13 protein-coding genes are annotated in these 13,877 nt (G+C 36.3%); 6 read left to right on the top strand and 7 right to left on the bottom strand.

What is annotated here, in order from left to right; genetic code table 11:
• Positions 1-188: 188 nt before the first annotated feature.
• From ACINWC743_RS13600 to ACINWC743_RS13585, 5 genes are all read left to right on the top strand, one after another.
• Positions 189-689: a hypothetical protein gene (locus ACINWC743_RS13600; protein ID WP_004828006.1), complete on the top strand. Its 501-nt coding sequence runs from the start codon at positions 189-191 to the stop codon at positions 687-689.
• Between the two features lie 163 nt (positions 690-852).
• The gene (tatA, locus tag ACINWC743_RS23940; protein ID WP_004828008.1) at positions 853-1,017 is read left to right on the top strand and encodes a twin-arginine translocase TatA/TatE family subunit; all 165 of its coding nucleotides are present in this window, start codon (positions 853-855) and stop codon (positions 1,015-1,017) included.
• Positions 1,018-1,037: 20 nt separating this feature from the next.
• Positions 1,038-1,412, top strand: coding sequence for a hypothetical protein (locus ACINWC743_RS13595; RefSeq protein ID WP_004828011.1), 375 nt, complete (start codon positions 1,038-1,040; stop codon positions 1,410-1,412).
• A 14-nt stretch (positions 1,413-1,426) separates the two neighbouring features.
• Positions 1,427-2,179: a twin-arginine translocase subunit TatC gene (gene tatC, locus ACINWC743_RS13590; protein WP_009585818.1), complete on the top strand. Its 753-nt coding sequence runs from the start codon at positions 1,427-1,429 to the stop codon at positions 2,177-2,179.
• A 464-nt stretch (positions 2,180-2,643) separates the two neighbouring features.
• On the top strand, positions 2,644-4,428 hold the full coding sequence (locus ACINWC743_RS13585) for a cholesterol oxidase substrate-binding domain-containing protein (RefSeq protein ID WP_228129111.1): 1,785 nt from the start codon (positions 2,644-2,646) through the stop codon (positions 4,426-4,428).
• 207 nt (positions 4,429-4,635) lie between these two features.
• Here ACINWC743_RS13585 and ACINWC743_RS13580 read toward each other — a convergent pair whose 3' ends face one another.
• From ACINWC743_RS13580 to ACINWC743_RS13570, 3 genes are all read right to left on the bottom strand, one after another.
• Positions 4,636-5,976, bottom strand: coding sequence for a CitMHS family transporter (locus ACINWC743_RS13580; protein ID WP_009585825.1), 1,341 nt, complete (start codon positions 5,974-5,976; stop codon positions 4,636-4,638).
• Between the two features lie 387 nt (positions 5,977-6,363).
• Positions 6,364-7,692 carry a hemolysin family protein gene (locus tag ACINWC743_RS13575; RefSeq protein ID WP_009585802.1) on the bottom strand — a complete coding sequence of 443 codons (1,329 nt, stop codon included), beginning with the start codon at positions 7,690-7,692 and terminating at the stop codon, positions 6,364-6,366.
• Between the two features lie 143 nt (positions 7,693-7,835).
• Positions 7,836-8,825, bottom strand: a complete 990-nt coding sequence (locus tag ACINWC743_RS13570; protein WP_004722769.1) for a LysR family transcriptional regulator — start codon at positions 8,823-8,825, stop codon at positions 7,836-7,838.
• Between the two features lie 635 nt (positions 8,826-9,460).
• Here ACINWC743_RS13570 and ACINWC743_RS13565 point away from each other — a divergent pair.
• Positions 9,461-11,065, top strand: a complete 1,605-nt coding sequence (locus tag ACINWC743_RS13565) for an isocitrate lyase (protein ID WP_009585812.1) — start codon at positions 9,461-9,463, stop codon at positions 11,063-11,065.
• 375 nt (positions 11,066-11,440) lie between these two features.
• On the opposite strand, the gene ACINWC743_RS13560 is transcribed toward ACINWC743_RS13565, so the two are convergent.
• From ACINWC743_RS13560 to minC, 4 genes are all read right to left on the bottom strand, one after another.
• Positions 11,441-11,728, bottom strand: a complete 288-nt coding sequence (locus ACINWC743_RS13560) for a PA4642 family protein (RefSeq protein WP_004828024.1) — start codon at positions 11,726-11,728, stop codon at positions 11,441-11,443.
• Between the two features lie 221 nt (positions 11,729-11,949).
• Positions 11,950-12,222 carry a cell division topological specificity factor MinE gene (gene minE / locus ACINWC743_RS13555; RefSeq protein ID WP_004722763.1) on the bottom strand — a complete coding sequence of 91 codons (273 nt, stop codon included), beginning with the start codon at positions 12,220-12,222 and terminating at the stop codon, positions 11,950-11,952.
• A gap of 2 nt (positions 12,223-12,224) precedes the next feature.
• Positions 12,225-13,037: a septum site-determining protein MinD gene (gene minD, locus ACINWC743_RS13550; RefSeq protein WP_004722761.1), complete on the bottom strand. Its 813-nt coding sequence runs from the start codon at positions 13,035-13,037 to the stop codon at positions 12,225-12,227.
• A gap of 66 nt (positions 13,038-13,103) precedes the next feature.
• Positions 13,104-13,823, bottom strand: coding sequence for a septum site-determining protein MinC (gene minC / locus ACINWC743_RS13545; protein ID WP_004828026.1), 720 nt, complete (start codon positions 13,821-13,823; stop codon positions 13,104-13,106).
• Between the last annotated feature and the right edge of the window lie 54 nt (positions 13,824-13,877).

The following is a 13,877-nucleotide window of genomic DNA, read 5'->3' as shown; positions in this document are numbered from 1 at the left end:
GAAGAGGTGTCTGGTTAAATATATGTTTATACAATGAAAAAATTGCAAATAGAGGCAGTTTAAGAATGATTGTGAGATGAATATTTTGAAGCCAATCTTCTATGGATCTGAAATTAAGATTAACTCTGATTTAATTTCAAAATTATGCGAAAATAGCGATTCTATTTATTTTTTGTTTTAGGACTCCCATGACAGATTCTTCTGCATCATTAAGTGATATTGAAATTTTAGACATTCTTCAGTCGATGAAATCGGATGAATTGAATGTTGATGCAAAAAAAATCATTCGTGAGGGTGGAAAAGCAGGGCGTCAAGAAGCACATAAACAGGCATTGGTTGCATTAAACCAGAGCTTTGAAGATAAATTTGTTGAAGCGGTTACATTGGCTCTAAATCTGAATGAAGCGCAAGCGAAGAAAATCCGTTACAAAAAAGACCGTGTTCGTATTTTAAAAGCCAAAGGTATTGATTATTTAGCGATTGATGGTGCTGAAACAGCGCAAGTATTGTCACAAGTCGCGCAGGCAATTGTTCGTGAAGATGCAATTGTGACACATGATTTGCACAATATTTTCCCATTCTGGAAAGAAGGTTGGCCAATGGTACAATTCGACAGTGCTTATAAAATTTTAGAAGATGATATTTCAATCCACTATCAAGCATTACTCGATGTCTTAATTCATCCTTGAATTATAAAAAGCGCTAATCAGCACAAGCAAAGGTTTTGTTGCTGATTAGAAAATATAAAAATAAAGAAAATCTTAACAATTGTTTAACAATTTATATTCGTCAATAATAATAATTGTTTTATACTGCTTATTTTAACAAAACTACATTTGAGAGATAAAAATAATGATGGGAATGTCAATTGGACATATTGCTTTATTTATAATCATTATCCTTGTTATTTTTGGTACTGCCAAATTAAAGAATCTTGGAAAAGATGTTGGTGGTGCAGTCAAAGATTTTAGAAAAGCAATCAAAGAAGATGACCAAGACTCTACACATTTGAAATAAATTGAGCGTGGTGGAGAATTATGTTCGATGTTGGTTTTAGTGAGCTAATTTTACTTATCATTGTTGCAATTATTGTTTTAGGACCAAATAAAGCATCTGAAGCAATAAATTATATTATTCAAGCAAGAAGAAAATTAAGTCATTTTAAAAGTGAATTTCATCAATCTATTCAAAAGCAATTAGATTTAAATGATTTAAAAAGTGAATTAACACATGAAATGGGTAATATAAAAAAATTAGAGGAAAAATTATATGAATATTTAAACTATATGGAAAATAAAGATAAGGAAGAAAATATAAAATATTATCCAATCGATCATTTTCAATTTAAAGCACCTTTTAATACAGTATTTGTTCTAGAGCATCTGATGTTGTGGAACTGTTTTAAGATTTAAAAAGAGGAGAAGTTTTGAATAACGTTCTTACAGAAAAGCCAATCATAAAAGAAAAGGGGTTTTTACTCTATTTTATTGAAATAAGAAAAATTGTCATTCAACTGTCTATTCTTTTTTTAATGATTTTTTTAAGCTTAGCGCCATTTTCAGCGAAAATTTATAGTTTTCTAGCTTTACCTCTACAGTTAAAGTTGCCCCCTTCTGCACATATGATTGCCACCGATGTAACATCTACATTCTTATCACCCTTTAAGCTTGTTTTTTTTATTACGCTGATTTTATTAATGCCCTTTATTTTTTATAAGGTTTATTCATTTTTAAATACTGCACTTCATAAAAAGGAGCGATGGGTGTTGTCTTTGTTTTTTATGTCTAGCGTTATTTTATTTTATTTAGGAATATTGATTGGGTATTACTTTATTTTACCTAAGGTGTTAAGTTTTTTTATGGGGATTGCTCCAGATGTTGTTCTTCCCATGACGGATATAAATCAGTATCTAATGTTTTCGATAAAGCTTTTTGTCGTTTTGGGTGTTGTTTTTCAATTACCGCTCATTACGGTACTTGCTGTATATTTTAATTTAATTGATTTAAACGTGTTAAAACAAAAAAGATCATTTATCTTTGTTTTTTGTTTCTTTATTGCCATGTTTATCACGCCGCCAGATATGCTTTCGATGGCAATTGCTGGTTGCTTTATGTATTTTTTATTTGAGCTTGGTTTATTGATTTCTTTTATTTTATTTCGTAATACAGAAACTGAATAAATCAGAAAATATCGTATTGTTGTATAATTTTTTTGCGAATGAAAAATAATCGTGATAGATTAAGGTTTTCTTAATAATTTAAGATAACCATTTAACAATAAACTCAATAAAAGAGGGAAATCATATGATTTTAATTCAAGCAAAACAGTACCAAGTCCATTTGATATATGCGCTGTGGGGATTGAATTCATAACATTATGTTGAGTAAGTAAATTTTATGAACACAATTAAGCCCCTTTTTAGTTTTGAAAGGCGGAGGGTACTTCAAAATTTAAATATAGATTTCATTTGTTCTTGTACATTCTTCAACGTGATTAAAAACGTTGTTTGTAATTTATTTAATATTTATAAATATCATGTATTTATGATTTAAATTGCGCCTAGTGCGAACTTTTGATTTGGTCTGTAAATCTTCATATTTACAGCTGATTGATAAAAATAAACCTTGAAAAAGAGTGATGATGATGAATAAGAAAGTTGATTTCGATCCAGCAAAACGTGATTTTTTAAAAACAATGGGAAGCCTTGCTGCATTTGGTGCCGTGACTACATGGATGCCTGTTCAAAGTGCCAAGGCTTGGATATTTCAACACCATGATCGATTAAATAATTTTCCATCGAAAATACGTCTTCATAAGCAACGCTATGAAAATTGGTCGGGTGAATCAAAATATGAAAATGCATGGACTGCTGTACCCAAAAATCAACAAGAGATTTTAGCGGTGATCAATTGGGCTGCTGAAAATGGATATAAAGTTCGGGCAAAAGGTATGTCGCATAATTGGTCGCCTTTAATGCTAGATGACCACGATCAAGTCATGAAAGTGATTCTGATCGATATGCCGACTCATATCAATAGAATGTCTATTGAATCTGATGGGGTGGTCACTGCTGAAGCGGGAATTCAAATGGAGGCACTCTTAAAGTTCATGGAGGACAATGGGCGTGGCTTTGTTTCAATACCAGCACCAGGTGATTTAACATTGGGTGGTGTTTTGGCAATTAATGGTCATGGTACGGGTGTTCCTGCCAAGGGAGAAACTTTAGTTGCAGGACAAACATTTGGTTCGATCAGTAATTTGGTCGTCTCAATGACAGTCGCTGTCTTTGATGCACAGCAGCAGAAATATGTCGCAAAAACTTTTTATCGGAACAATCCAGATATTCGGGCTTTCTTGGTGAATCTTGGTCGTGCATTTGTGTTATCTGTACAATTGCAAACAGGAGCAAATCAATATTTACGCTGTGAAAGTATTACCGATATTCACCAATTAGAGTTATTTTCACCCAATAAAGATGCTGGGCGTACTTTCTCTAAATTTCTTGATCAGTCTGGTCGAGTTGAAGCGATATGGTTTCCGTTTACCGATTATCCTTGGTTGAAAGTTTGGTCAGTGACTCCACGTAGACCACTGACATCTCGTATTGCATTCCATCCTTTTAATTTTTGGTTTTCAGATAATTTACCTAAACCACTTGCAGATTTGATTCAAAAAATTGTCATTCAGAAGAATCATTATTTAACGCCTGCATTTGGACAAATGCAGTTACAAATTGCGACATTGGGGCTGCAAGGGACAATTTTTTCAGGTATTACGACGATCCTTACGCATGGTTTAGCTGCAACACAAACATCTGATTTATGGGGACCCTCTAAAAACACTTTACTCTATGTAAAACCAACAACTTTAAGGGTCACTGCAAATGGTTATGCTGTACTGGCCAGTCGAGAGAATGTGCAACGTGTGATTGCTGATTTCTGTTCAGAATATCAAATCCGTTTAAAACAATACCAACGAATAAATCGTTACCCAGTGAATGGACCCGTTGAGATACGTGTTACTGGATTGGATCATCCCGCTGATTCAATACTTGCCAATGCACAAACTGCCGCTTTATCTGCGATAAAGCCATGTCCTGATCATCCAGAATGGGACTGTGCGGTTTGGTTTGATATATTAACTTTGCCAGGTACGCCTTTTGCAGCAAGGTTCTATGCTGAAATCGAATCATGGATGACTCAGCACTATCAAGGAGATTGTTTGGTTCGTCCTGAATGGTCAAAAGGATGGGCTTATACCTATGACAAGGCATGGGACAATGTAAATTACTTAGAAAATGAATTACCTAAAGTACATGCCTATGGTCAAAGTAATGATTTAACGATTCAATCCGCAGGACAGGTATTAAAACGATATGATCCAAAAGGATTATTTGTATCTCCTTTTCTTGAAAAAATTTTTAAATAGATTGAAATGATTTATCGTTTTTTTAGTCTAAAAACATACAATTTTTCATGAATTTTAGGCAATTTTGTTTGATTCAAATACTTCTATTTATATAAATAGCGCCAAAAGTCAGGAATATTTTTAAGCTGGGTATGTGCTTATACCACTAAATGCACAAAAGCCGATATTAATATCGGCTTTTGTGCATTTTTAATTCATGTATGACATTTAATGCATGGTTGAATATAACGGGAATACGCCAAGTAACATTGCTGCAACGAGCATGACTAAGCAGGTGAGAATCGCCCATTTAATCGTGAACTTTTGATGTTGCCCAAATTCAATCCCAGCCAATCCACATAATAAATAAGTGGATGGAACCAGTGGTGAGAGTAAATGTACAGGCTGCCCAACAATTGAAGCACGTGCCATTTCTACGGGTGTAATCCCATAGTGACTTGCAGCTTCTGAAAGAATCGGCAATACACCATAGTAGAACGCATCATTTGACATAAAGAAGGTTAACGGCATACTAATCACAGCGGTAATGGGTGCTAAAAATGGACCCATACTCTGTGGGATAATCGCCACCAATTCTTTAGACATGGCATCGACCATGCCTGTTCCTGTTAAGATCCCCGTAAAGATCCCTGCTGCGAAAATGATACCGACAACGTTTAGCGCACTCCCTGCATGATGAGCGACTAAAGATTTTTGCATATCTATATCTTTGTAGTTCACAACCAGTGCAATACAAAGTGCTATCATAAATAGAATAGGTAAAGGTAAAATACCTTTCACTAAACAGATCATTAATACAACGGTTAATAAACCATTGAACCATCTTAAATGTGCACGGTTTGCTTCAGGATTAGTTGAAATCTGAATGTCATCACCATGACTGACATCAAGTTCGATAATCCCTAAACGCTTACGTTCCATACGTCCATACATAAAACCAACGAAGTATAACCATAGAATGGCAATTAACATCGGTAAGACCATCGGGACAAAGATATCACTTGCTTCTACATGTAATGCACTGGCAGCACGAGCAGTTGGGCCCCCCCAAGGAGTTAGGTTCATAATTCCGCTGGCAAGCATCATTAAACATGCCATGATCAGTGGGCTCATACCCAATCGTTTATAAAGTGGTAACATTGCGGCTACACAGATCATGTAGGTGGTTGAGCCATCACCGTCTAAAGAAACAATTAAGGTTAAAGTAATTGTCCCAATGACGACTTTTAACGGGTCACCTTTAACCAGTCTTAAAATGAATTTGACTGAAGGATCAAACAGACCTGTATCGATCATGATGGCAAAGTAGAGAATGGCAAATAATAGCATCACGCCAGTAGGGGCAAGCTTTTTAACACCCTCTAACATCATTTCGCCAAGTTCTTTGATTTCAATATGCCCTAGACTGTCCACGTAGAAGCCAAGACCGTAAGCGATGAGTGCGAATAGAATTGGGATAAGTGTGAGCGCAGCAAGTGCAGTCATTCGTCTAGACATAATTAAATACATAAAGCATAAAATCATGCCTAAACCTAATACGGTTAGCATAGTTCAATCCTTGAATGAGACTTTTATTGCAGAAGTCTTTTAGTTTTTTAAGCAGAAGAATGCTAATAGTTATTTGATTAAATTTAAATATATTTGTAGAAATATTAAATGAGTGACTATTTTTTTAATAAATAGAGTATTTAAAACAGATATTTAAAAACGTCATTCATTTTTGCACCAAAATGGTTATAAAATTTAATGCATTGATTTATATATTTTTATTTTAATATTGTTTTTGAATGAGGGATTCATGGTAATTTTCATATTTCAAAATATTATGAATAAATGTGATAGGAATAACATAAAAGAGCAAAGCTTTTGTGATAAAGGGAATCTTTTGTAGTAAAAGCTCAGTAAGGATACTGAGCTTTTCGTGTAAATAAATAGCTAGGAAGGGTTTTCTTCAGATGGCGGTGCTACTGGTCTTTCAAGTAAGCGAGTCACCAAAAGCTGATCAATTTTGAAATGATCGACATCGACTACCTCAAATTTATAGCCACCAAAAATAACGGTATCTGCGGGTTTCGGAATCTTTCTTAATTGATACATCATAAAACCTGCCAGAGTTTCATAATTTTCATCATCCGGCATTTCATCAATTTCTAGCGCATGCTTCAAGTCTTCAATTGGCGTACTTCCATCAATCAGCCACGAATTATTATCCCGTTTAATAATTTGTTGCTCTTCGTCCATTGGGGTTACCCAATCACCCATTACCGTGATCATGATATCCGATAGGGTAATCACGCCGACGACCAATGCATATTCATTAAACACGACAGCAAACTTTTCTTTACTTGATCGGAAACGGTCAAGCAATTCAGAAAGAGTCAGCGTGTCTGGAATACTCAACACAGTACGAATGGTCGATTCGTTTAATTGATTGATTTTTTGATTGTTGAGAATGCGAACTAAAATATCTTTAGCATCCACATAGCCAATCACTTGATCAATCGTTTCATTACAAACTAAAAATTTTGAATAGGGATATTCCGCTAACTTTTGACGAATGCTTTCCTCTGGCTCTTTTAATGTAAAAAACACCACATTTTCACGTGGTGTCATACTTGAGGGAACATTACGCTCTTCAAGTTCAAACACGTTCTCAATAAAATGGTGTTCTTGTTTTTGTAGCACGCCTGCTTGAGCACCAGCATCCATCACTGCTGAAATATCATCGAAAGTGATGTTGTCTTCGCGGGTGGTATTCACTTTGAACAGGCGGAACAATAGGTTTGCAACTGCATTGATAAACCAAGCCAAAGGTTTACAGATGACGATAAAAACTTGAATCGGATTAATGACTGCAACTGCAATTTTTTCAGGTGCAATCATTGCCATACGTTTTGGCATTAAATCTGCAAAAAGAATAAATAGCGAGGTCACTAAAGTAAAGGACAGTGCAAAGCTGATGGTTTCAGCCCACGGACCTACATAAAAGCGAGAAACAAATTCAAAGAAATAAGGGCGGAATGCGCCTTCACCTAAAATACCACCTAGAATAGCGACTGCATTTAATCCGATTTGGGAGGCAGCAAAGAAATCGGCAGAGTTTTGCTGTAAGTCTAAGACTTTTTGTGCTCGCTCATCGCCAGATTCGGCAAGAATTTTGAGTTTAACTTTACGCGCACCGGCAAGTGCGATTTCAGTTAAAGATAAAAAACCAGCTCCTGCAATGAGTACTGCGATAATTAGGATATTCTGGAAGAGGCTCACGAATCCACCTGTGGATCATCATTATTATGAGAAGTTATGAATACATAATAAATTAACACATAAAAAGGGGCGGTAGTGAAGAAATCCACTACCGATTTGGAATGAGTATAAGCTTGAAATGATAAGAATTTAAGAAATTTATCTTAATATTGCGAAAAATGTGAATTATTTTGCATGAATTCACGGTTTTCTTCTTCAATCATTTGGCGTGCAACATAAAGAATCAGTTGACGTAACCAACGATGAGCAGGGTGGTGATGTAGTAAAGGACACCATGCCATTTTTAACTCAAACTCAGGAATATAAAATGGAGGATCTTTGATTAATAAGTTCTGGCTTTTCGCTTGTAAGCGCGCAATACGCGTCGGCAAAGTGGCAATCAAATCTACATTCGATGCCAATAATGCTGGCATTTGATAATGGCGGGTAAACACAGAAATTTTACGTTTTTGACCAATACGTTCTAAGGCTTGATCAATCCAACCTAATCCAGCTTGTTTTTCAGGGTTTACTCCAAATCCTACACCCATTCCCGTTTTTGAAACCCAAATATGCTGTGCATCTAAATAGCTTTTAAGATTTAAGTTGCTTGAAGCAGGATGTTTGTTATTGAGTAGGCAAGAAAAGCTGTCACGCCACACTAAAACTTGGTGGAAGCTTTGTGGAATTTCATTGAAGCGGTTAATCGCTAAATCAACTTTACCTTGTTCCATATCTCGGTAAGACACGTCACTTGGCGTAAGAAAGTCAAGAACCACATTCGGGGCTTCTGAGCGTAGTGCTTTAACTAAACGAGGAACTAAAGTTGCCTCAGCATAGTCTGAAGTCATGATGCGAAAGACACGATTACTGGTATATGGTCGAAATTCAGTACGTGGTTCTAAAATCATCGATAAGTCAGAGAGTGCATCACGGATACGTGGTTGTAATTCCAGTGCACGTTCTGTTGGTGTCATACCTTCCGATGAGCGAATCAAAAGAGGATCATTAAATAAATTACGCAGACGACGTAAAATATTACTCATTGCTGGTTGCGTTACACCCAACTGTTCAGCTGCACGAGTCACATTTTTTTCACGTAAAAGAACGTCAAGGTAAATTAAGAGGTTAAGATCGACCCGCTCCAGATTCATAAAAAAAATACCGAAAATAAAATTTAGAAATCACATGGGATTATGCCATAAGGAAATGCTTTTGTGTAAAAAGTAGATGAAAAAACAACAACAGATATTACTGATTATGAGATTTTTAGGGGTGGTTCTATGCGTAATTGTATTGGATAGGTTAAACACTTTCAAAAATACAAATCATCAAGTTTGAGATTCTATATGAAAGTGTACTTTGTAATGAGCTATGCGCCTTCCAAACAGCAAATATCCTACTCATTTAAAGCATAAGAAGTTCAGTGTTTGTATATTTTTACATCAAAAAAAACAGCGTCAAGTATATTTTTAACAACTTCAGACTTAAGTCTAATAAATATAAATTGGGCATTTTGGTGCATAATTAATCAAAGTTCTTTGATTGATATAATTTAAAATTAAAGAAAAAATAAAGGCTTAAAAAATTCTTACATAATTATAATACGACTTTGATCTATATATTTTTTAAATAAATACTGAAAATTAACTCAAAATATTGGATTAATTCAGGCACTCAATCTAAGCTAACTTCATAACAACGAAGTGTTCTAAATCTGAACAATCAAATACCGAGTGGATTTGGCTCTTCGATTGATGAAATCCTAATATTATTACAGGAACATATCATGACTACATACCAAACAGCGATTGATGCAATCCGTGAATTAAAAGCAAAATTCGGAAGCACATGGCGCGATATTAGCCCTGAAGATGCTGCTCGTATGCAGATGCAAAACCAATTCAAAACTGGTTTAGATATCGCTAAATACACAGCTGCGATCATGCGTCGTGATATGGCTGAATATGATGCAGATTCTAGCAAATATACTCAATCATTAGGTTGCTGGCATGGTTTCATCGCGCAACAAAAAATGATCGCGAACAAAAAATATTTCGGTACAACAAGCAAACGTTACATCTACCTTTCTGGTTGGATGGTTGCTGCACTTCGTTCAGAATTCGGTCCTCTTCCTGACCAATCTATGCACGAAAAAACTTCTGTACCTGCATTGATCGAAGAAATCTATACATTCTTACGTCAAGCTGATGCGAAAGAATTAAACGATTTATTCCGTGCGCTTAAAAAAGCTCAAGAAGCAGGTGATACTGCAAAAGCTGCTGAAATTACTGCTCATATCGATGGTTTCCAAACTCACGTTGTGCCAATTATTGCGGACATCGATGCTGGTTTCGGTAACGAAGAAGCAACTTATTTACTTGCGCGTAAAATGATTGAAGCTGGTGCTTGTGCCCTTCAAATCGAAAACCAAGTATCTGATGCGAAACAATGTGGTCACCAAGCTGGTAAAGTAACAGTTCCACACGAAGACTTCATCGCTAAAATCCATGCATTACGTTATGCATTCTTAGAAATGGGTCTTGATGACGGTATCATCGTTGCACGTACTGACTCTGAAGGCGCTGACTTGACTCAAAAAATCCCAGTGGTTAAAGAGCCAGGTGACATTGCTTCTCAATATATCAGCTACTTAGATACTCAGGAAATTGATATTGCTGATGCTCAAGAAGATGAAATCTTGATCAAACGTGATGGTAAATTACACCGTCCTAAGCGTTTAGCTTCTGGCTTATATCAATTCCGTGAAGGTACTCAAATTGACCGTGTTGTACTTGACTGTGTGTCTAGCTTACAAAATGGTGCTGACCTTCTTTGGATCGAAACTGCAACTCCAAACGTTGAAGAAATCGCTCACATGGTTAACCGTGTACGTGAAACAGTTCCAAATGCGAAGCTTGTTTATAACAACAGCCCATCATTCAACTGGACTTTAAACTTCCGTCAACAAGCTTACGATCGTTGGGTTGCTGAAGGTAAAGATGTTTCTGCTTACGACCGTGCTAAATTAATGAGCGCTGAGTACGATAACACTGAATTAGCTGCTGATGCTGATGCAAAAATCCGTACTTTCCAAGCAGATGCTTCTCGTGAAGCAGGTGTATTCCATCACTTGATCACACTTCCGACTTACCACACTGCTGCGCTTTCAACTCATGAGCTTGCACAAGGTTACTTCGGTTCTGAAGGTATGTTGGCTTATGTTGCTGGCGTACAGCGTAAAGAAATCCGCGGTGGTATTGCTTGTGTTAAACACCAAGCAATGGCTGGTTCAGACATCGGTGATGATCACAAAGAAATCTTCTCTGGTGACAATGCACTTAAAGCGCATGACGATGCTAAAAACACAATGAACCAATTCGCTGCTCACTAAGCACTGACTTGATTCGAAGAACCCAGCGTAAGCTGGGTTTTTTTATGCTTGATGATAAGTTATATCTTTCAAGGTGTATTTGTGAAGTAAACTGGTGATTATTTTGAATAACTCTATATTTTAACTTCAACAATGGATCTTCATGAGAGGGAGAATAAGGGCACAAAAAAGTCACCCAACATTTATCCTGAAATCTTTAATGTTTGGTGATCGTCAATATTTATATCTAATACAAAAAATTAGTACACAATCATGTATTCGTTGCTTTAGCTTTGTTATTCAGAAAAAATAAAAAACGCCCAATGATATTCATCGAGCGTTTGTATCAAATAAGTCTAAACTTTTTAAAAGTTCGTCACTATTCCTTTTGAGTGTTTAAGCAAACTTTGCCAATACTTCTAAGAAACCTTCTTTTTGACGCGGGTATTCAGCAATCACGTCATGAATACGCTGACCTTCAGGATTGGTTGCATTGATGTCACGACCATCAGCAACAAACTTAGTCAATAAGCGTTCATAATCAAAAGGACGCATATGCTTAAAAGCATGATACAACACATGGAAATCTGTGTTGATTCCTTCAGGAGGAAGTTGATCTAAATAGGCAAATACACGCTCGTCTGACCATTCTTCATTGAACGTTGCTGGCTGTGAAAGTGCCATAACAGCATCTCCTCAAAAAATCTAAATCTAATTGTTTATCTTAGTTTGCAGCATTATATAAAAGCTATTGATATTTACGCTAATACGGATAAATACAATATTTAGCTGAATAAAATCTAAAATAAAAGGGCAAAATATCTAGCAAGAGTAAAAGCAATGCTTTTCTAACTCCGCGACATATTTTGCCCTGAATCAATTCAATTGACTAATCAATAATGAAATTATCGTTCTTCAGGTAAATTGATATTCATTTCCAACATTTCAATGTTGGCTTCTGAACGAACTTGCATTTGAATATGCTGTTCATCCACACCACGTACATAACGATTGACCACTTGCATGATTTCTTTTTTCATTTGATCAATCTTGTCTTGGCTCAGGCGTTTGCCCAAACCATTTTCAGAAGCAACAATAACTTTTAAGCGATCTTTAGCAGTTTGGGCGCTAGATGGTTTGTCATCGTTGCTAAAAAGTTTACTCCAAAATCCTGCCATTTCTACGCTCCAAATAATCGTGCTAACCAACCCTTAGGTTTCACTGTAATGTGACGATAAGGACGTTCTTCACCCAAGAAACGAGCAACTAAATCATCATACGCTTGTCCAGCAGAAGCTTCTTGGTAAAGAATGACAGGTTTACCTTCATTCGATGCCTGAAGCACACTTGGACACTCTGGAATAACACCAAGAGTAGGCACACGTAAGATATCTTTAGAAATATCGTCAATGGTCAACATTTCTTGTTTATCAGCACGTTCAGGGTTAAAACGTGTGATACATAAATGTTTACGAACACGTCCTTCGTTGTTTTCAACTTTTTTCGTTTTGCTGTCGAGCATTCCAATAATACGGTCAGAATCTCGAACAGAAGAAATCTCAGGGTTGGTCACAATAATGGCTTCATCTGCATGATACATGGCTAAAATCGCACCACGTTCAATCCCAGCAGGTGAGTCACAAATAATGTAATCAAACTCTTGAGAAAGTTCATCAATTACACGTGCGACACCATCATCGCTTAAGGCATCTTTATCACGTGTTTGTGATGCAGGTAAAATATATAAATTTTCAATATCTTTATCACGAATCAAGGCTTGTTGTAAGCGCGCTTCGTTATTGATGACATTAACAAAATCATAAACAACACGACGTTCACAGCCCATAATCAAATCAAGATTACGCAACCCCACATCGAAATCAATCACAACAGTTTTATGACCACGTAGGGCTAATCCTGTTGCAAAAGATGCACTCGTCGTAGTTTTACCTACGCCACCTTTGCCTGATGTAACGACAACAATTTTGGCCACCGAATCCACTCCTGTTATGGTCATTTACTCGATTGAACGAGTTTTATATGGTGTTTAATTTATACCTTAAAATTGCAAAGCTTCAAATACTAGCTCTTGCTGATCATTCAAGTAAATTTGTACAGCTTTTTTTATGACATCTTGCGGAATGTCATCTGCTACACAATATGTTCCTGCTATAGAAACCAATTCGGCTTCTAATGAATGACAAAAAATTCTTGCAGTGGTATTCCCACCTGCACCAGCGATGACTCTACCACGAACACTGCCATAGATATGTATATTTCCTGAAGCAATGACTTCTGAACCACTATTGATACCAGCATTTAGAATGACATCGCCGTGGTCTTGAACAATACATTGTCCAGTTCTTAAAATTTCATCATGATATGAGGTTGCATGACTTAATGTTTTAGGCGTATTCACTGTTGTAGTTTTTGTTGGTTGATCAGGCTGTTTTACAGGTGTTTCAACCACTTGTTCTTTAGTGGGTTTAATCCGCTGTAAAGGACGATCGGCAGGCAAAACAGGGAATTGAATTGCTCTGGCTTGATCACCCAACAAACCATCAATCACAGCCATTGGCTGTAAATCTAAGCTGATAATCAATTGAATCAAGGCGATAAGCTCTTGTTCAACTGTGGTATCAATAATGACCAAAGCCCCTTGATAAGAGGTTTCACTCATCATTGAAGTTAATTGCTGGCGGATGGCATCATGATCATTAGTATCGAAGGTTAATCGGGTAAAATTAACCATTCTGCCTGTAATCCGTATATCAGCCATAATTGTTCCTTAAAAGGCTTGTGACCTAAATTTTTCTATCTAAAGTCAAATTGT

Origin of the sequence: Acinetobacter sp. WC-743, from assembly GCF_000335555.1 — a bacterium.
GTDB lineage: Bacteria > Pseudomonadota > Gammaproteobacteria > Pseudomonadales > Moraxellaceae > Acinetobacter > Acinetobacter bereziniae.
This window is presented reverse-complemented; position numbering and strand designations above follow the sequence as displayed.